This window comes from Streptomyces sp. NPDC058246, from assembly GCF_042881985.1.
GTDB lineage: Bacteria > Actinomycetota > Actinomycetes > Streptomycetales > Streptomycetaceae > Streptomyces.
The window spans coordinates 1-19,162 of record NZ_JBHVWZ010000033.1 but is presented as its reverse complement, the minus strand read 5'-3'; the positions used below and the strand labels follow the sequence as shown (position 1 = coordinate 19,162).

At 70.1% G+C, this 19,162-nt stretch carries 12 protein-coding genes and 3 tRNA genes; 9 read left to right on the top strand and 6 right to left on the bottom strand.

Annotation, left to right across the window (positions count from 1 at the left end):
• Positions 1-55: 55 nt before the first annotated feature.
• The 4 genes from fxsBH (at position 56) to fxsT (ending at position 8,626) form a co-directional block, all read left to right on the top strand.
• Positions 56-2,215 carry a radical SAM/SPASM protein FxsBH, inactivated beta-hydroxylase extension form gene (fxsBH, locus tag ACFVXA_RS33385; RefSeq protein ID WP_383736162.1) on the top strand — a complete coding sequence of 720 codons (2,160 nt, stop codon included), beginning with the start codon at positions 56-58 and terminating at the stop codon, positions 2,213-2,215.
• 364 nt (positions 2,216-2,579) lie between these two features.
• Positions 2,580-3,287 carry an AAC(3) family N-acetyltransferase gene (locus ACFVXA_RS33380; protein ID WP_383736165.1) on the top strand — a complete coding sequence of 236 codons (708 nt, stop codon included), beginning with the start codon at positions 2,580-2,582 and terminating at the stop codon, positions 3,285-3,287.
• A 93-nt stretch (positions 3,288-3,380) separates the two neighbouring features.
• Positions 3,381-4,694 carry a TIR-like protein FxsC gene (locus tag ACFVXA_RS33375; RefSeq protein WP_362024542.1) on the top strand — a complete coding sequence of 438 codons (1,314 nt, stop codon included), beginning with the start codon at positions 3,381-3,383 and terminating at the stop codon, positions 4,692-4,694.
• Positions 4,691-8,626 carry an FxSxx-COOH system tetratricopeptide repeat protein gene (gene fxsT / locus ACFVXA_RS33370; protein WP_390028143.1) on the top strand — a complete coding sequence of 1,312 codons (3,936 nt, stop codon included), beginning with the start codon at positions 4,691-4,693 and terminating at the stop codon, positions 8,624-8,626. Before ACFVXA_RS33375 ends, fxsT begins: the two co-directional genes overlap by 4 nt.
• Before the next feature lie 19 nt (positions 8,627-8,645).
• Here the strand turns inward: fxsT and ACFVXA_RS33365 are convergent, their stop codons facing one another.
• Positions 8,646-9,620, bottom strand: coding sequence for an alpha/beta fold hydrolase (locus ACFVXA_RS33365; RefSeq protein ID WP_383736171.1), 975 nt, complete (start codon positions 9,618-9,620; stop codon positions 8,646-8,648).
• A gap of 631 nt (positions 9,621-10,251) precedes the next feature.
• Between ACFVXA_RS33365 and ACFVXA_RS33360 the strand changes: the two genes are divergently transcribed.
• A complete protein-coding gene (locus tag ACFVXA_RS33360; protein ID WP_362024535.1) occupies positions 10,252-11,625 on the top strand; it encodes a beta-1,3-glucanase family protein in 1,374 nt (457 codons plus the stop codon).
• A 47-nt stretch (positions 11,626-11,672) separates the two neighbouring features.
• Here ACFVXA_RS33360 and ACFVXA_RS33355 read toward each other — a convergent pair whose 3' ends face one another.
• From ACFVXA_RS33355 to ACFVXA_RS33335, 5 genes are all read right to left on the bottom strand, one after another.
• Positions 11,673-11,876: a hypothetical protein gene (locus tag ACFVXA_RS33355; RefSeq protein WP_383748470.1), complete on the bottom strand. Its 204-nt coding sequence runs from the start codon at positions 11,874-11,876 to the stop codon at positions 11,673-11,675.
• A gap of 4 nt (positions 11,877-11,880) precedes the next feature.
• Positions 11,881-12,015, bottom strand: a complete 135-nt coding sequence (locus ACFVXA_RS33350; RefSeq protein WP_390028141.1) for a hypothetical protein — start codon at positions 12,013-12,015, stop codon at positions 11,881-11,883.
• 847 nt (positions 12,016-12,862) lie between these two features.
• A tRNA-Ile gene (locus ACFVXA_RS33345) sits at positions 12,863-12,939 on the bottom strand.
• A gap of 166 nt (positions 12,940-13,105) precedes the next feature.
• Positions 13,106-13,178: transfer RNA gene (locus ACFVXA_RS33340), tRNA-Asn, on the bottom strand.
• Between the two features lie 5 nt (positions 13,179-13,183).
• Positions 13,184-13,256 (bottom strand) — tRNA-Asn (locus ACFVXA_RS33335).
• 145 nt (positions 13,257-13,401) lie between these two features.
• Here ACFVXA_RS33335 and ACFVXA_RS33330 point away from each other — a divergent pair.
• The 4 genes from ACFVXA_RS33330 (at position 13,402) to ACFVXA_RS33315 (ending at position 19,122) form a co-directional block, all read left to right on the top strand.
• Positions 13,402-13,707, top strand: coding sequence for a YtxH domain-containing protein (locus ACFVXA_RS33330; RefSeq protein WP_362024525.1), 306 nt, complete (start codon positions 13,402-13,404; stop codon positions 13,705-13,707).
• Between the two features lie 61 nt (positions 13,708-13,768).
• On the top strand, positions 13,769-15,223 hold the full coding sequence (locus ACFVXA_RS33325; RefSeq protein WP_389755921.1) for an FGGY family carbohydrate kinase: 1,455 nt from the start codon (positions 13,769-13,771) through the stop codon (positions 15,221-15,223).
• 186 nt (positions 15,224-15,409) lie between these two features.
• Positions 15,410-17,143 carry an ABC transporter ATP-binding protein gene (locus tag ACFVXA_RS33320; protein WP_362024519.1) on the top strand — a complete coding sequence of 578 codons (1,734 nt, stop codon included), beginning with the start codon at positions 15,410-15,412 and terminating at the stop codon, positions 17,141-17,143.
• Positions 17,143-19,122, top strand: a complete 1,980-nt coding sequence (locus ACFVXA_RS33315) for an ABC transporter ATP-binding protein (RefSeq protein ID WP_390028139.1) — start codon at positions 17,143-17,145, stop codon at positions 19,120-19,122. The genes ACFVXA_RS33320 and ACFVXA_RS33315 overlap by 1 nt, the downstream gene beginning before the upstream one ends.
• The last annotated feature ends 40 nt before the right edge of the window (positions 19,123-19,162 follow it).

Genomic DNA, 19,162 nt, shown 5'->3' with positions numbered 1-19,162 from the left:
GTGATCAAGAAGTTACTGGTACACGCCACCCCGCTCTGGCACTACCCTTCGCCGAGTGACGCTGCAGCAGCTCGTTCTCAAAATTCACAGCCGATGCGACCTCGCCTGTGATCACTGTTACGTGTACGAGCACGCCGACCAAAGCTGGCGAGGGCGCCCGCCCGCAATTCCCGAGGAAACGGTCGGGAAAGTTGCGCGCAGATTCGCGGCATATGCGGAAGCACATGAACTACCGTCCGTTTCGGTGATCCTTCACGGTGGCGAACCCCTTCTCGTGGGCCCCGCTCGTATGAGAAACATTTGTGCGGAACTCACTCGCACTATCACTCCGGTCACCACTCTCGATCTCCGGATTCACACCAATGGCGTGCAGCTGAACACCGCTCATCTCAATGTGTTCAAGGAATTCGGCGTCAAAGTCAGCATCTCGCTCGACGGCGATCGGGTGGCCAACGACCGGCACAGGCTGGACCGCAGACGGCGCAGCAGTTACGACCGGGTGCTGCGGGCGATCACCCTGCTGCGCTCTCCCGAGTACCGGCATCTTTACAGCGGCCTGCTCTGCACCGTGGATGTGGCCAACGATCCCCTCGCGGTGCACGACGCCCTCGTATCGCTTCAACCGCCCAGAATCGACTACTTGCTCCCGCACTCGACCTGGGACAGCCCGCCGCCGAGACCGGCGGATTCACCGACCGCCTACGCCGACTGGCTCCTCGAGATCTTTGATCACTGGGACCGGCAGGGGCGCACCGTGCCGGTGCGGACCTTCGACTCGGTCCTCAGCACCCTGCGGGGCGGATCGAGCCTGACGGAGGCCATGGGCCTCGCTCCGAGCGACCTCGCCGTGGTGGAGACCGACGGCAGCTTCGAGCAGGCGGATTCACTCAAGACCGCCTACGACGGCGCTCCCGCGACCGGGTACGACGTCTTCCGGCACAGTTTCGAGGAGTTCGCGCGGCACCCAGGCGTACGCGCACGGCAGCTGGGACTGGAGGGCGTCAGCGAGACCTGCCGCCGCTGCCCCGTGGTCGAATCATGCGGCGGAGGTCTCTACGCGCACCGGTACAGCGGCGAGCGGGCCTTCGACAACCCGTCCGTCTTCTGTGCCGACCTGAAGGCCTTCGTGGCAGGAGTCGCCGAGCGGATCACGGAGCGCGCGCTCTCCCCGGCCGTCAAGAGTCAGGAAGAACTCTGGTGGTCCCAGGGCGAGTTGAACCGCCTTCTCCTCGCCGCCGTCGCGGCTCGCCACACCGCGGAACCGGACTGGGACGAACTGTGGCGGGCCTTCCTCGACCTGGACGGCGCGGCGGACGGCATGACCCATGTCGACGAGGTCCTCGCTCACCCTTATGTGCGCACCGCTCTGAGGCACTCCCTTGATCATCAGCCGGCCACCGTCGCACCGCTCGCCGCGGCGGCCGTCGGCGTCGCCGTCCACGCCCGAGCCGACCTCAAGCTCACCTGGGACCAGACCGCTCCCGAGCTGTACCTCCCCACCCTGGGCACCCTCACTCTGCCCGAGCCCGGCCGGATCGAGGTCGCGGTGACCGCCGGCCGGCTCCGGGTCCGTACCGCGACGGGCGACGAGTGCTCCCCCGAGGACAGCCCCGGCGGGTGGCGCCCGCTGGCCGCCCTTTCGCTCCCGGACGGCACCCGCTTGCGTCTCGACGACGCCGATCCGCTCCGCGACTGCTATCCGGTGCCCGTCGCTCCTCCTCTCGCCCCCGACGACCGCGCCCGCTTCGCCGAACGGCTTCGCTCGGCCTACGAGTTGGCGGCCGAGCGCGAGCCCGGCCGGCCGGCCGACGTAAACGCGCTGCACGTCACCACGGTGACCCCGCTCGTGGCGGGCGCCGGAGTGCGGCTCGGCGCGCACGGGCTCGGCGCGCTGGGGCTGGCCGTCGACTTCGAGCCGGAGGAGTTCGTACGGGAACTGCCGCGTGTCGGACGCCTCGCGCGGCTGACGGCGCTGCGCGAGACGGTGGATCTCAACGTGCCGGGCAACAGGGCAGGGCGGCTGCTCGACGAGGCGAGCCGGGAGCTCGGCAACGCCGCGTACTGGACGGGCGACGAGGATGCGCGCGCCGCCGCGCTGGAGCGGGCGGGCCGCGCCCTGGAGCGGCTGGCCGCCCGGCCGGAGGACGAACTGACCGAGACCGGAGCGGTGTTGGCCGAGGAGCTGCGAGCCGAATGGGCGGCCCACCGTGGCTGACGGCACCCGACGGCCCCCTTCACCCGACGACACCCAACCGGCCGACCCGGATGACCGAAACCAACCGGCCGACCCGGACGACCAAAGCAATCCGGCCGACCCAGGTGACCGCACCCAACCGGCCGACCCGGGTGACCCGGATGACCAAAGCCAACCGGCCGGCCCAGGTGACCGAAGCATTCCCGCCGCCCCACACGACCGCACCCAACCGGCCGACCCGGATGACCAAAGCGATCCGGCCGGCCCAGGTGACCGAAGCATTCCCGCCGCCCCACGCGACCGGACCCGACCGGGCACTCCCCGGACGCGCGCTCAACTAGCCGCCCTCTTCGCCGAGTTGGGCGTACGCCCCGGCGGGATCCTCATGGTGCACGCCTCCCTCGGTAGTGCGGGGCTGCGCGCCGCCGAGGTGCGGGACGCGCTGCTCGACGTGCTCGGCCCCGAGGGCACGCTCGTCGTGCCCACCTTCTCGCCCGAGAACTCCTTCACCTCCCGGGCGTACAAGGCGCTCACCGACGGTATGTCCGAGGGCGAGGAGGCGGCGTTCCGGGCGTCGATGCCTCCGTTCGATCCCCAGGAGACGCCCTGTCCGACGATGGGCGTGCTCGCCGAGTGCGTGCGGACCACGCCGGGCGCGGTACGCAGCCGGCATCCGCACACCTCGCTGGCCGCGCTCGGCCCCCGGGCCGGTGAGCTGCTGGGCGAGCACGATCCGCACTGTCATCTCGGCGAGGGCTCCCCGCTGGCGAAGCTGTACGCGGCCGACGCTCAAGTCCTGTTGTTCCGGGTGGGGTTCGAGGTGTGCAGCGCGTTCCATCTCGCCGAGTACCGTCTGCGGCCCGCGCCCGCGCGCCGGGCGTACCACTGTGTCGTGAGTGAACCGGGTCACTGGACCACGTACGAGGACATCGTGCTGTACGACGGGGACTTCGGGGCGATCGGGGCACGGCTGCCGCGTGATCTCGTGACGGAACGGGAAATGGCGGGGAAAACGGTGCTGCTCTTCGGGATGCGGGAAGCCGTCGACCAGGCCGGTGTCCAGATGTCTGGATATCGCCATGGATTGACGTGAAAGAGGCGACCCGTGTGGGCGCTCGGTCGGGAAGATTGTGGGTTCCGGCCAGGTGAACATCCCGTAGGGGCTCATCCACAGGCAGGGGGGCGCGTGGACATACCTGAACGGGCATCGGACAACCGGCCGTATTTCTTCCTGAGTTACGCCCACACACCGGCCTGGGGGACCGGCAACGGCGATCCGGATCACTGGGTGCACGTCCTCTTCACGGATCTGTGCGACCACATCATGGCGCTCACGGATCTCCCGGCGGGCGCGCCCGCCGGGTTCATGGACCGCGAGATGCGCTCGGGTGACGGGTGGCCGGAAAAGCTCAGTGAGAATCTCGCGACGTGCCGGGTGTTCGTGCCGCTGTTCTCGCCGCGGTACTTCACGAGTGAGAGTTGCGGTCGGGAATGGTTCGCGTTCAACGAACGTATTCTGCGGGCGCGGGCCACCGGTTCCGGCGCCGTGCCCGCCATCGTCCCCGCCCTGTGGACGCATATCGACTACGCCCAACTCCCGGACTCCGTACGGCATATACACGTGGATCACGCGGCGTTCGGAGACCGGTACGCGGCCAACGGGATCTACGGTCTGATCAAGCTCAACCGGCTGCACGACGAGTACGAGGAGACCGTCCTCGGACTCGCCCAGCGGATCGTGCAGATCGCGCACGAGTCGCCGCTGCCGTCCAGCAGGCCCCGGCCGTACGAGAGCACGCCGAGCGCGTTCAAGCCGCGCGGCGAGGGCCCCCGGCGCATTCATCTCACCGTGGCGGCGCCCACCCGGCACACCATCCCGGAGCACCGGGACGCCCGTCCGTACGGCGAGGACGCGCAGGACTGGAACCCGTACCACTCGGAGTCGACGCGGCCGCTGCCCTCGCTCGCCGAGGAGCTGATCCGCTCCCTCGACTACCGGATCACGGTGTCGTCGTTCGACGACGAGGACACCGGCGAGACCCTGGTGACGGACGACTCCGACAAGGCGGCACCGAGCCGCCCCGGGATTCTGCTCATCGACCGATGGGCGCTCACCGACGAGGAACGGCGGCGCAGACTCGCGGCGCTCGACGCGAACGCGCGTCCCTGGGTCAGCGCGATCGTCCCGTGGAACCGGGCCGACATCCAGTGCCACGGCGAGGAGGGCCGCAAGCTGACGGCGGAGCTGGAGCGGACACTGCCGACCATCCTGGACCGGGGCCGGCGCACCGACTGCCGGGTCGCCGTCAACGGCGTACCCACCCTGAAGGCCTTCACCGACGTACTGCCGGCCGTCGTCGCGCACGCGACCCGGCAGTACCTCAAGCATGCCGAGGCGCATCCGCCCGCGGGCCCGCCGATCAGCAGGCCCCGGCTGATGGGCCCCATTCACTCGCCGCGTGACGAAGGCGGATCCGACGACGGAGGAGAAGAAGCATGACGGCCGCGCAGGACGGACGCATCATCACCTTCTACTCGTACAAAGGGGGCACCGGCCGGACGATGGCCCTGGCCAACACCGCGTGGATCCTCGCCGCCAACGGCAAACGCGTCCTGGCCGTCGACTGGGACCTGGAAGCCCCCGGTCTGCACCGCTTCTTCCACCCCTTCCTCGACCCCAACGCGCTCGCGGCCACCACCGGTGTCATCGACATCATCAACGAGTACGCCTGGGCCGCGACCACCGGAACCCAGCGCTCCGGCGCCTGGCACCTGGACTACGCGCGCGTGGAGCAGCACGCCATCTCGCTCACCCCGGAGCGGCTCGGGCTGCGCTTCCTGGAGGGCGGCTCGCTCGACTTCCTCTCCGCGGGACGCCAGGACCGCTCGTACTCCGCGACCGTGTCGTCCTTCGAGTGGGACAACTTCTACGAGCGGCTCGGCGGCGGGCTCTTCCTCGACGCGCTGCGCGACGACATGAAGGCGTCGTACGACTACGTCCTGATCGACAGCCGGACCGGGCTCTCGGACAACGCCGACATCTGCACCATGCAGATGCCCGACGTGCTCGTGGACTGCTTCACGCTCAGCGACCAGTCCCTCGACGGCGCGGCGGCCGTCGCCCGCAGCGTCGAGGACGGCTACCGCAAGCGCAGGATCCGGGTGCTGCCCGTGCCGATGCGGATCGACGAGGGCGAGAAGGAGAAGGTCGACGCGGGACGTGCCCTTGCCCGGCTGAAGTTCGACGGGCTGCCCAAGGGGCTCGGGGGCGAGGAACTCGGCGGCGAGGAGCTGACCGCGTACTGGGGCGCCGTCGAGATCCCGTACCGCCCGTACTACGCGTACGAGGAGACGCTCGCCACCGTCGGTGACGAGAGCGGTATCGCCAACTCGCTGCTGTCCGCCTTCGAGCGGCTCACGGCGGTCATCTCGGACGGCGAGGTCACCGCGCTGCCGCCGGTGCCGGAGCCGGTGCGGCTGCGCTGCCGCGACGCGTTCCTGCGGCGGCGGCCGATGACCACCGCGGCCGATGTCGTCATCGTGTACGCGGCGGAGAACCGGATGTGGGCCGACTGGGCCGAGGCGCTCCTCAAGCGGGCCGGCTGTCACGTCGTCCCGCACGACATCGCCACCGGACCCGTCGAGCACACCGACCCCGCGCAGCGCACCCTCGTCCTGCTGTCGAACGCCTTCCGCAAGTCCCGCAACGCCGACACCGTCTGGCGCGCCCTCATCGCGTCCGACACGGAGGTCCCCGGCGGCACGCTGGTGCCGCTGCGGGTCGACGAGGTCCGGCTGCCGGAGTCGTATCTCGACCACAACCCGGTCGATCTGCACCGGCTCGACGAGACCCAGTGCATCAGCGCGCTGCTCGGCGTCCTGGAACTGCCGGGCCGGCCCCTGGACAGCGGCCCCTCGGGGCCCCGCTTCCCCGGCAGTACCCCGGCGATCTGGAACGCGCCGCAGCGCAACAACACCTTCACCGGCCGCAACGTCATCCTGGACCGGGTCCGTGACCAGCTCGGCGGTGGCATGTCCGTCGTCCTGCCGCAGCCGCAGGCGCTGTTCGGGCTCGGCGGGGTCGGCAAGACTCAGGTGGCGCTGGAGTACGTGCACCGGTTCATGGCGGACTACGACCTGGTGTGGTGGATCTCCGCCGAGGACCCCGGCAACGTGGTCTCCTCGCTCGCCGAACTCGCCGCCCGCATCGGGGCGCCCGGCGGCGAGGACATCAACCTGGCCAGCCAGGAAGCCGTGCAGATGCTCGGCCGCGGCGCGCCGACCAAGCGCTGGATCCTGGTCTTCGACAACGCCGACGACCCCGCGAAGCTCACCCGCTACTTCCCCACCGAAGGCGGCGGCCACATCCTCGTCACCTCACGCAACCAGGCCTGGGCCCAGCAGGGCGCCTCCCTTCCCATCGACGTGTTCCTGCGCGAGGAGAGCGTGGAGCACCTCACCCGGCGCGCCTCGGGACTCAGCGCCGAGGAGGCCGACCAGGTGGCGATCGCGGTGGGCGACCTGCCGCTGGCCGTGGAACAGGCGGCGGCCTGGCTCGCCGAGACGGCCACCCCGATCGAGGAGTACCTGCGGCAGCTGGCCGACCAGACGACGGAGGTGCTGGACCTCAACCAGCCCGCCGACTACCCCAAGACGGTGGCCGCGACCTGGAACATCTCCATAGCGAGGCTGCGCGAACGCTCCCCCGCCTCGGTACGGCTGCTCCAGCTCTGCGCGTTTCTGGCCGCCGAACCGATCTCCTCCCACCTGCTGTACAGCAAGGAGATGATCGACGCCCTCAGGCCGTACGATCCCGCCCTCCAGGAGAGTCTGCTGCTCGGCCGTGTCATCCGCGAGATCGGCCGGTTCGCGCTCGCCAAGGTCGACCAGGTCAGCAACAGCATCCAGGTCCACCGGCTGGTCCAGGCGGTGATCCGCTCGCAGCTCAGCGAGGAGGAGCAGCGGCACGCCCGGCACGTCGTGCACACCGTACTCGCGGGCTGCCGGCCCGACGGCGACGAGCCGATCGACGACCCCGATACCTGGCCGAGGTTCGCGGTGATCTGGCCGCACCTGGCCGCCTCCGACGCCCGCAACTGCACGGAGGCGCCGACCCGCAGGCTGCTCATCGACCGCGTCCGCTACCTGTGGAAGCGCGGCGAGTTCTCCGGCGCCCAGTCACTCGCCGAGGAGCTCCTCGACCACTGGAAGCCGATTCTGGGCGAGGACGACGTTCAGTACCTGTACCTGCGCTGCCAGCTCGGCAACATCCTGCGTTCGCAGGGCCGTTACGTCGAGGCCCGAGAGATCAACAGCGAGCTCCTGGAACGTCAGAAGCGGGTTCTCGGTCCCTCCCACCCTCACACCTACGTCACCATGTCCGGCCTCGCGAGCGACCTGGCGGCGCTCGGGGTGTACGAGTCGGCGGTGGAGTTCGCGCGGGAGGCGCACGAGGGCTTCAGCCAGATCTTCCACGAGTCCCACCGGCGCACCCTCAGCGCGGCCAACAACCTCGCGCTCGCCCTGCGCATGGTCGGCCGCTACGGCGAGGCTCGCGTCATCGACCAGGACACCTACGACCGCCGTATCGAGGTGCTCGGCCCCGACCATCCGTACACGCTGGCCTCGGCGGCCCGGCTGGGCCGCGACCTGCGCGAGGTGGGCCGGTACACGGAGTCGGTCTCCCTCCTCTCCCGCGCCTACGACGCCCACAAACGCATCCTCGGCAAGGACTTCCCCGGCACGCTGAGCTGCGCCAAGTCGCTGGCCGTGTCGCTGCGCAGGGCGGGCCAGTTCGAGGACGCGCGGCGGCTGACGACGGCGACGTGCGCGCAGTACCGGGCTCAGTACGACACCCCGACGCCGGACTGGCTGGCCTGTGACCTCAACATGGCCGCCGACCTGTTCGCGGCCGACGAGCGGGAGGCCGCGCGCGAGGTGGCCCGGAAGGCGGTGGCCGAGTACATGAAGGTGCCGGGCGAAGCCCACCCCTACACCCAGGCCGCACTCAACAACCTCGGGATATTCCACTGGGGCTGTGGCGACACGGAGGAGGCGGAGGCGGTCTTCCGCCAAGTCCTGCGCCGCATGGGCGAGGTCCTCGGGAAACAGCACCCGCACACCCTCTTCACCGGCATCAACTACGCCAACGTCCTCGCCGACCAGGGCCGTCTCGCCGAGGCCCGGAAACTGGAGGAGAACGCGGTCATCACCCTCCGCGCCGTCCTCGGCCCCCACCACCCCGAAACCCTCGCCGTCGTCACCAACTCCGCCCTCACGCTCGCCGCACTGGGCCGCAAGGACGAGGCCCGCCGGCTGCGCGACGAGGCGCTGGGCGAGCTGCGGGCGCTCCTCGGCGACGAGAACGGGATGACCCGGGTCGCGGCCGACGAGCGCCGGATCTACCGGGACCTGGAACCGCTGGCGGTGTGACGGAAGGAGTGCCGCCTCCTCAAACGCCGGACGGGCTGGGGACAGCCCCTCCGGCGGTTGAGGAGCGGGGGTTCGGGGGCAGCGCCCCCGGTACGGGACGGGCAGGGGCGGAGGGGGCGAAGACCCTGGTGTCACCCAGCAGCCACGTCAGCACCTTGGGCAGGGCCCGCAACGCCGCGAAGTGCGCCGCGGTAGGTTCGAGGACAGCCGTGGCCCGCGGGATCCGGGCGGCGAGCCAGGACGAGTGCGACGCCGGCGAGAAGACGTCCTTCACCCCGTGCCACAACAACACCGGCACCTGAATCTCCGCCGGATCGAACCCCCACACCCCCGTGAGCGCCAGCGCGTCGTCGACCCACCCGTAGGGAGACGTCCGCAGCGCCTCCCGGTAGTTGCGCAGCAGCATCGACCGGATCGTGTTGTCCGACACGATCTGCCGGTCGTCGTCGGTGAGTTCGTGCCGCAACTCCTGCAGGAGCCGCACCGGGTCGCGCCTGATCGCAGCCGACCGGGGAATCAGCCGAGCGACGAACCGCTCGGGATCGTTGAACGCGGTCCGGAACTCATGGACGTTCGACGGCGCCATCCCGGCGAACCAGTCCAGCCCCTCCGCGTTCCGCGGCGCGAGCCCGACCAGCGCGGCGGCCCGCGTCACCCGCTCCGGCATCAGCGCGGCACACGCCAGTGCGTGCGGCGCGCCCCCGGACCGCCCGGCCACCGCGAACCGCTCAAGACCCAAGGCGTCGGCCACGCACGCCACGTCCTGCACGACATCGACGACGCGCCGCCCCGGCATACGGTCGGACCCCCCGTAACCCGGGCGGTCGTAGCTGATGAGCCGGGTACCTCGCTGGTACAGGAACATGGACCGCGGCCGGGGGCCGACCCGGCTGCCGGGCATTCCGTGCAGCAGGAACACCGGGCGACCGCGCGGATCCCCCGAGACCTCGACGCGCAGCAGCCGCCCGTCCGGCGTCCGTACATGGTCACGCACAGCGCTCCCCCTCCCTCGGTCCGGTGGACCGGGTCAAACGCTGCCGGATCCCTGCCCAACGGGCCACCGGACGAAACGAATCCGCAGGTCAACCAGGCTTCATATCAGGCCACTCGACGCCACGTCCGCCGGGAGGGCCCCGGAGGTCGTACGCCGGCCGGGACCCCTCCCGGCCGGCCCGCCCGGCCATGATCCCGATGCCGCCGAAGCTCGAGAGCCCCAGGGCCCGTGCGCCGGCGAGCCCGGACTCGGCGCGGTACGTCGTTGATCTCAGCCATCGGTCCTCACCAGCCACTGTCCGCCTCGGAAACGCGCCCCCGCCGAGCCGTCACGCCAGAACCGCCGGCCCGGGACCGGTCCCGGCACGCTTCAACCGGGCGGCGTACTCCCGGAGTTGGGGACTGCGCCCGGTAAGCACGTCCGCGTGCTCGTTCCGTTGACACCGAACCACGGCGAAGGTATATACCAACCACCCGAGAGAGCGCTCTCTCGTACTTACGACGCTCACCGAGACACGCGAGACACGTCACACGTCAGGCATATCAGCACGTCAGGCACGTCCGGCACCTCACGCACGCCAGCACCTCAGGCACGTCAGGATCCACAGGCCCCCACCTGTTCAGGAGAAACCATGCCGAGCATTCCCCCCGCGCCGGCGCACCAGCGCCGTCGGCCGGCTCAGGACAGACCCGGAACCCCCCTCCTCCTCGCCCTGCTCGTCGCCTTGTTGGCGGCGTTCGTCGTCGCGGTGGACCAGCCCTCCGCGCACGCGGCCGGCACCCTGCTCTCGCAGGGCAAGCCGGCCACCGCCTCGTCCACGGAGGCGGTGGGAACCCCCGCCTCGGCCGCCGTGGACGGCTCCACGACCACCCGATGGTCCAGCGCGTTCAGCGACCCGCAGTGGCTCCAGGTGGATCTGGGCGCCACGGCCCAGATCAGCCAGGTGGTGCTCAACTGGGAGGCCGCCTACGGGACCGCCTTCCAGATACAGACCTCCACCAACGGCACCAGCTGGACCTCGATCTACTCCACCACCGCCGGCACCGGCGGGGTGCAGACCCTCAACGTCACCGGTTCCGGCCGGTACGTCCGCCTGTACGGCACAGCGCGGGCCACCCCGTACGGCTACTCGCTCTGGGAGTTCCAGGTCTACGGCACCGGCGGCGGGACGACACCCCCGCCGACCGGCGACTTCTGGGGCGACACCAGCAAGATCCCGACCGCCAAGAACGCGATCGAGGTGGCGATCCTCAACCGGACCAACGGCGCCTACCCGGACAGCCAGGTCTACTGGAGCTTCAACGGCCAGACCCACTCCATCGCGGAGCAGCCCTACCTGGACATGCCCGCCAACTCGTCCGGCCGGATGTACTTCTACGTCGGCTCACCCAACAGCCAGTACTACGACTTCATCGAGTTCACCGTCGGCGGTGGCGTCTTCAACGGCAACACCACCCGCGTGGACGCCTACGGGCTGCCCCTGGCGATGCGCCTGCACGCCTATGACGGCTACGACGTCCAGGTCGGCGAGACCCAGGCCTTCTTCGCCAAGTCCCGGTCCCAGGTCTTCCAGGACTTCATCAACGCCGTCCCGCAGGAGTTCAAGGTGCTGGCGCAGAGCCAGGCCCCGTACCGGATCATCGCCCCCGGCAGCGACCCGAGCTTCAAACCGGGCGGGGCGAACGCCAACTACTTCACCTCCTACGCCCAGTCCGTCGGCGTCAACGAGACCACGCAGTACATCTTCGGCTGCGCCGGAAGCATGGCGAGCAATCCGAACATGTGCGCCGCGCTCAACCGGCACGTGGCCACGCTGCCGTCCTCCGGCCAGTCGGACCCGACCCAGTACTACAAGTCGGCGCCGGCCAACTACTACGCCAAGTTCTGGCACGACAACGCCATCAACAACCTCGCCTACGGCTTCCCGTACGACGACGTGGCGGGCCAGTCCTCCTTCATCTCCCACGGCAACCCGCAGTGGCTGGAGGTGGCCGTCGGCTTCTGACGAAAGACGCCGGGCGGCCCCTCGCTCGACGAGGGGCCGCCCGGCCCTCAGCCCTGGACCAGAGCCACGATTCCGCCCGCCAGCAGGAAGGCCCCGCCCGCGATCACGATCCCGGCGAGCACCGCGAGGACCCCCGGCCGGAGGATCACCGAGGAGGACGGCGCGGCGGCCGTGCTCAGCTGCCGCCGGCGCAGCGCCAGGGCCCGGATGCCGGCGAGCACACCCACGAACCCCAGGAACAGATACGACATGACGTCAGCCCTCCAGGCTTTCGAGCAGGACCGCGAGCTCGGCGGCCACGGAAGGGGCGGCTCCCTCGACGAGGGACTCCGAGTGGCCGGGAGCACGGAGCCGGAAGCACCCCGGCGCCCGGAAGACTACCGACGCCACGATCTCGGTCATCCTCGCTGCGGGCCGGGGCCGAGCTGATCCTGAACGTGCGAGGGCATGACGCGGGCGCGATCGGCGAGCGTGTCGAGGAACGCGGTGGTCAGTGGGTCCGGGTGGGACCGGGTGCACGCGGCCGGGGTGCCGCGCACGGGCGGGGTCGGGGGCTGAGCAGGCGGCCCGCGAAATGAGGCGGAATGACGTCGGCGGGGACCAGCGTGGGCCCCGGGCGGGCCGCGGCGAGCAGGGGCGCGGCGGCCGTCTGGTCGGTACGCACCGCCGGATGCGGCCTGGTCGGTACGCACCGCCGGATGCGGCCTGGTCGGTACGCACCGCCGGATGCGGCCGGAAACCGGCCGCGGCGCAGCTCCGGTCGAGATCTCGGCGACGCCGTCGCCCGCGGCGTACTGCACCCACCTGCGGTCGGCCAGGGTCTCGAGCCGTACGCGGGCCGCGTCGGCGAGGGCGGCGCGGGTGTGGGGCAGCATCGCGCGGCCCATCGGGGTCAGCCGGACCGAGCGTGGGAGACGTGCCAGGAGAGGCCCTCCGCTGTCCCGTTCCAGGACCCGGACCTGCCCCGGCGCACGGACACGCCCGCCTGTGCGGAGGGTGCCGGGACGTCCGGCCGCTTTCGGTTGGGGCCGTCTCCGATGGGGACGGGCCGGCGGAGACCTGCTCCACCCGAGGGACAGTCACCCCATATGGCCCATGTCGGACTTGGCGGGAATCCGCGGCCCAAATCCATCCTGTCGACCAGGAAAGCGTGACCGAGGCGGGCCGCCGGGATCCCTCAACTCGCCGGATCCTCCAGCCAAGTTGCTGGTCAGATCGTTTCTTCACGCGTAGCGCGTGGTGGGGCGGGTGGGACTCGAACCCACGGCCGACGGATTATGAGTCCGCTGCTCTAACCGGCTGAGCTACCGCCCCATTACGGCGCGTCGCGCACATTTGTGCGCGCCGTCTGCCGCAGCATAGCCGCTCATACGATCTCCTGCTTCGGATGGTCGGCATCGCACGACCATGAGGACTTCGGCGCGGCCTGCGCGGTTCCCGCGGACATGAAAAAGGACCCCGGAGGGGTCCTCTTCCGCTGCTCTCCCGACTGGACTCGAACCAGTAACCTGCCGGTTAACAGCCGGCTGCTCTGCCAATTGAGCTACAGGAGATCGAGCTCCCCCGACTGGACTCGAACCAGTAACCTGCCGGTTAACAGCCGGCTGCTCTGCCAATTGAGCTACGGAGGATTGCCTCGTTGCATCGAACGCACCTACCTGGGTATTCGCCAGGGGGCGTGCGCTCGCTGCGACACATACATTAGCGCAAGCAGGGGGGTGCTCCGCCAATCGGTTCCCCCCACACCGATGCCGACGCAAGGGAAGGGTGGCCGTCATGCGCTACCGGCTCACATTCGTCGCCGGACTGATCGTGGGTTACGTGCTCGGCACACGCGCCGGGCGCGAACGCTACGAACAGCTGAAGAAGTCCGCGCGCCAGGTCGCGCAGAACCCCGCCGTACGCAACACCGCGGAGACCGCAGCCCAGCAGGGCCGCCAGATCGCGGGCAAGGCACTGCACACGGTGGGCGAGAAGGTGGGCGACCACGTCCCCGACTCGGTGGCCGGCCGGGTGCGGTCGCTGCGGGAGCGGAACACCAACGGCAGCGGCGAGGACGACTGGGGCACCACGAACACCTAGCCCCGGCCCGAGCGCGCCCGCGCGGCGCGCTCACCCCTCGTCGTACGGCAGAATTTCCGCCATGGGGATAGTCGCCGGGTTGGACAGTTCGCCCGATTTCACTCGTATCGTCGTCTGCGACACGGACACGGGTGCCGTGCTCAGGCAGGGGTATGCGCCGCATCCGGTGGAAGCCACCGAGGGCGGCGGGCGTCCTTCCGACGTCGATCCACAGGCCTGGCTGCTGTCCCTGGGCGAAGCCGCCGGTGGTGGGCTGCTCGAAGGCGTGCAGGCCATCGGCGTGTCCGCGCAGCAGAACGGGCTCGTCCCGCTGGACACGCAGGGCAACACGGTGCGGCCGGCGCTCGTGGGCGGCGACAAGCGGGCGCAGGTCGCGGCGGCGGACCTGGTGGACGCGCTCGGCGGCCGCGAGGCGTGGGCGCAGGCCGTGGGCTGTGTGCCGCAGGCCGCGCAGCCGGTGACCAAGCTGCGCTGGCTGAACAAGACCGAGCCCGAGGCCGCGCTGCGGACCGCGGTCCTCCTGCAGGCGCACGACTGGCTCGTCTGGCAGCTGCTGGGGCGGCCCGTGCGGCGGACCACCGACCGGGGCGGGGCCTCCGGGACCGGCTACTGGTCGGCGGCGACCGGTGGATATCGGGCAGATCTCGTCGAGCTGGCGCTCGGGCACCAGGCCGCGCTGCCGGAGGTGCTCGGCCCGTCCGACGCAGCCGGTACGACGCCGGAGGGGCTGCTGATCTCCGCCGGGACCGGCGAGACGATGGCGGCGGCCTTCGGGCTCGGCATCGGCCTCGGCGACGCGGTCGTGTCGCTGGGCGCCTCCGGATCCGTGATGGCCGTACACCCCGAGGCGCTGGTGGACTCCACCGGGATGATCACCTCACTGGCGGACGCGACCGGGATGCATCTGCCGGTCGTCACCACGCTCAATGCCGTACGGGCGCTGCGCGGCGCCGCCGAACTCCTCGGCGTGCCCGACCTGGAGGGCCTGTCCGACCTGGCGATGAAGTCGACGCCGGGCGCCCACGGGCTCGTACTGCTGCCGTATCTGGAGGGCGAGCGGACGCCGAACCTGCCACACACGGCGGGCACGCTGGCCGGGCTGCGGCGGGAGTCGATGCGGCCCGAGCATCTGGCGCGGGCAGCCTTCGAGGGCATGCTGTGCGGGCTCGCGGACGCGCTGGACGTACTGCGCGGGCGCGGTGTCGACGTACGGCGGATCTTCCTGCTGGGGCCGGCCGCCGAGCTGCCCGCCGTACAGGCCGTGGCGCCCGCGCTCTTCGGCGCGCAGGTCGTCGTGCCGCAGCCCGCGGACTACGCGGCGCTCGGCGCGGCCCGCCAGGCGGCCTGGGCACTCGGGGTCTCCCAGGGCACGCTCGACCCACGGCTGCCCCCGGTCTGGCAGGGTGCGGTCGCCCAGGTGCTGGAGCCCGGCGAGGAACTCGCCGTGGGACAGGCCGTACGACAGCAGTACGTGTCCGTACGGGAACAGACGCATCCGGGGGCATTCCGGGCGTGAGCACCCCACCGGCGTACGTCCGAGGTCCGAGGTCACATCCACCCTTGGCCCGCAGTTGGGTTAATCAGTTGAGGTAACACCGGTGGAGTGTCCGACGATAGGGGGTGGTGCACCACCGATCGCCCGCCGATCGACCCCCGATCGTCCGTAGATCGCCCTGCCGTCGTCGACTCCGAGAGACCCCGCGTGCTCATACGACTCCTTCGGACCTACCTCAGTCCGTACAAGAAGCCCATCGCCCTGTTGGTGCTGCTGCAGTTCCTGCAGACCTGCGCCACGCTCTATCTGCCCACGTTGAACGCGCACATCATTGACAACGGTGTCGTGAAGGGGGACACGGGTTACATCCTGTCCTTCGGCGCCGTGATGATCGGTATCTCGCTCGCCCAGGTCGTCTGCAACATCGGGGCCGTCTACTACGGCGCCCGTACGGCGTCGGCCGTGGGCCGGGACCTCAGGGCGGGCGTCTTCGACCGCGTCCAGTCCTTCTCGGCCCGTGAGGTCGGTCACTTCGGCGCGCCCTCGCTGATCACCCGCACCACCAATGACGTCCAGCAGGTGCAGATGCTCACCCTGATGACGTTCACACTCCTGGTCTCCGCGCCGATCATGTGCGTGGGCGGCATCATCCTGGCCCTCGGCCTGGACGTACCGCTGTCCGGGGTGCTCATCGCCGTGGTGCCGGTCCTCGGCGTCAGCGTGACCCTCATCGTGCGCCGGCTGCGGCCGCTGTTCCGCACCATGCAGGTCCGCCTGGACACCGTGAACCGGGTGCTGCGCGAGCAGATCACCGGCAACCGGGTGATCCGCGCGTTCGTGCGCGACGACTACGAGAAGGATCGCTTCAAGGGTGCGAACACCCAGCTGACCGACGTGTCGCTGGGCACCGGGCGGCTGCTGGCGCTGATGTTCCCGATCGTCATGACGGTGGTGAACCTGTCGTCCATCGCGGTCGTCTGGTTCGGCGCCCACCGCATCAACAGCGGCGGCATGCAGATCGGCGACCTGACCGCGTTCCTCGCCTACCTCATGCAGATCGTGATGTCCGTGATGATGGCCACCTTCATGTTCATGATGGTGCCGCGCGCGGAGGTCTGCGCCGAGCGCATCCAGGAGGTGCTGGCCACGGACAGCAGCGTGGTCCCGCCGAGCGCGCCCGTCGTCGAGCTGCGCCGCCACGGCCACCTGGAGATCCGAGAGGCCGGGTTCCGCTACCCGGGCGCCGAGGAGCCGGTGCTCAAGGCCATCGACCTGGTGGCCCGGCCCGGCGAGGTGACCGCCGTGATCGGGTCCACCGGCAGCGGCAAGTCGACGCTGCTCGGTCTGGTCCCCCGCCTCTTCGACGCCACCGACGGCGAGGTGCTCGTCGACGGCGTGGACGTCGCGACCCTCGAGCCGAAGCTGCTGGCCAAGACGGTCGGCCTGGTCCCGCAGAAGCCCTACCTCTTCGCGGGCACGGTGGCCACGAACCTCCGGTACGGCAATCCGGACGCGACCGACGAGGAGCTGTGGCACGCGCTGGAGGTGGCGCAGGCCAAGGGCTTCGTGGAGCGGCTGGAGAACGGCCTGGACTCCCCCATCGCGCAGGGCGGCACGAATGTGTCGGGCGGCCAGCGGCAGCGGCTCGCGATCGCCCGCACCCTGGTGCAGCGGCCCGAGATCTACCTCTTCGACGACTCCTTCTCCGCGCTCGACTACGCGACCGACGCGGCGCTGCGCGCGGCGCTCGCCGAGGAGACCGCCGAGGCGACCGTCGTGATCGTCGCCCAGCGGGTGTCGACCATCAGGGACGCCGACCGCATCGTGGTCCTCGACGAGGGCCGGGTCGTCGGCACGGGGCGCCACCACGAGCTGATGGCGTCCAACGAGACCTATCGGGAGATCGTGCTCTCCCAGCTGACGGAAGCGGAGGCTGCCTGATGGCCGGGCCTATGGGGCGGATGATGGCCGGGGGCGGCCCCGATCAGCGCTCAATGGATTTCAAGGGGTCCGGAAAACGGCTCCTCGCGCAGTTCAAGCCCGAGCGCGTCACCATGTACACGATGCTGGTCGCCGTCGTCCTGAGCGTGGCGCTCTCGGTGGTCGGCCCGAAGATCCTCGGCAAGGCCACCGACCTGGTCTTCGCGGGGATCGTCGGACGCCAGATGCCGGCCGGCGCCACCAAGGCCGAAGTCCTCGCCTCCATGCGCAAGCGCGGCGAGGGCGGCATGGCCGACATGCTCTCGGGGACGGACTTCACCCCGGGCAAGGGCATCGACTTCGGCGCCGTGGGGAACATCCTGCTGCTCGCGCTCGGTACGTTCCTGCTGGCCGGCCTGCTGATGGCGGTGGCGACGCGGCTGGTGAACCGGGCCGTCAACAAGACCGTCTACCACATGCGCGAGGACCTTCAGGCGAAGCTCTCGCGGCTGCCTCTGTCGTACTTCGACAAGCGGCAGCGCGGTGAGGTGCTCAGCCGGGCGACGAACGACATCGACAACATCGGACAGACGCTCCAGCAGTCGATGGGCCAGCTCATCAACTCCCTGCTGACCATCGTGGGCGTCCTCGCGATGATGTTCTGGGTCTCCCCGCTGCTCGCGCTCGTCGCGCTGGTCACGGTCCCGCTCTCCTTCTACGTCGCCACCCGCGTCGGCAAGCGCTCGCAGCCGCACTTCGTGCAGCAGTGGCGCACCACCGGCAAGCTCAACGCGCACATCGAGGAGATGTACACCGGCCACACCCTGGTGAAGGTGTTCGGGCGGCAGGAGGAGTCGGCGGCGCAGTTCGCCGAGCAGAACGACAAGCTGTACGAGGCCGGGTTCAAGGCACAGTTCAACAGCGGGGTCATGCAGCCGCTGATGATGTTCGTGTCGAACCTGAACTATGTGCTGGTGGCGGTGGTCGGCGGCCTGCGCGTCGCGTCCGGCTCCCTGTCCATCGGTGACGTACAGGCCTTCATCCAGTACTCCCGCCAGTTCTCGATGCCGCTGACGCAGGTCGCGTCGATGGCGAACCTGGTGCAGTCGGGCGTCGCCTCGGCCGAGCGGATCTTCGAACTCCTGGACGCGGACGAGCAGGAGGCCGACCCGGTCCCCGCCCTCCGCCCCGACGAGCTGCGCGGGCGGGTGGCGCTGGAGAACGTGTCCTTCCGCTACGACCCCGAGAAGCCGCTGATCGAGAGCCTGTCGCTGAAGGTGGAGCCCGGCCAGACGGTCGCCATCGTGGGCCCGACGGGCGCCGGCAAGACCACGCTGGTGAACCTGCTGATGCGCTTCTACGAGGTCACCGGCGGCCGGATCACCCTCGACGGCGTCGACGTGGCGCAGATGTCCCGCGACGAACTCCGGGCCGGGATCGGCATGGTGCTCCAGGACACCTGGCTGTTCGGCGGCACGATCGCGGAGAACATCGCGTACGGGGCTGGAGTGGAGGGGGCGGCGCGAAGCGCCTCCGGCAAGGGTGGTGGTGGGCGACGGGTGGGCGTCACCCGCGGGGAGATCGAGGAGGCGGCGCGCGCGGCGCACGCGGACCGCTTCATCCGCACTCTTCCCGACGGCTACGACACCGTGATCGACGACGAGGGGTCGGGGGTGAGCGCGGGTGAGAAGCAGCTCATCACCATCGCCCGGGCGTTCCTGTCCGATCCGGTGATCCTCGTGCTCGACGAGGCGACGAGTTCCGTGGACACGCGGACGGAGGTGCTGATCCAGAAGGCGATGGCGAAGCTCGCGCACGGGCGGACGTCGTTCGTCATCGCGCACCGGCTGTCCACCATCCGGGACGCGGACACCATTTTGGTGATGGAGAACGGTTCGATCGTGGAGCAGGGCGCGCATGCCGACCTGCTCGCGGCGGGCGGGGCGTACGCGCGCCTGTACCAGGCCCAGTTCGCCCAGGCGGTCGCCGAGGTCGACTGAGGGTTTCCCTTGCGCAGGTCCCCGCGCCCCTGTTCAGGGG

Coding starts and splice junctions, on each gene's coding strand:
- ACFVXA_RS33380 (WP_383736165.1), top strand. CDS start 2,580: ATGGTGCACGCCTCCCTCGGTAGTGCGGGGCTGCGCGCCGCCGAGGTG.
- fxsT (WP_390028143.1), top strand. CDS start 4,691: ATGACGGCCGCGCAGGACGGACGCATCATCACCTTCTACTCGTACAAA.
- ACFVXA_RS33360 (WP_362024535.1), top strand. CDS start 10,252: ATGCCGAGCATTCCCCCCGCGCCGGCGCACCAGCGCCGTCGGCCGGCT.
- ACFVXA_RS33355 (WP_383748470.1), bottom strand. CDS start 11,876: ATGTCGTATCTGTTCCTGGGGTTCGTGGGTGTGCTCGCCGGCATCCGG.
- ACFVXA_RS33330 (WP_362024525.1), top strand. CDS start 13,402: ATGCGCTACCGGCTCACATTCGTCGCCGGACTGATCGTGGGTTACGTG.
- ACFVXA_RS33325 (WP_389755921.1), top strand. CDS start 13,769: ATGGGGATAGTCGCCGGGTTGGACAGTTCGCCCGATTTCACTCGTATC.
- ACFVXA_RS33315 (WP_390028139.1), top strand. CDS start 17,143: ATGGCCGGGCCTATGGGGCGGATGATGGCCGGGGGCGGCCCCGATCAG.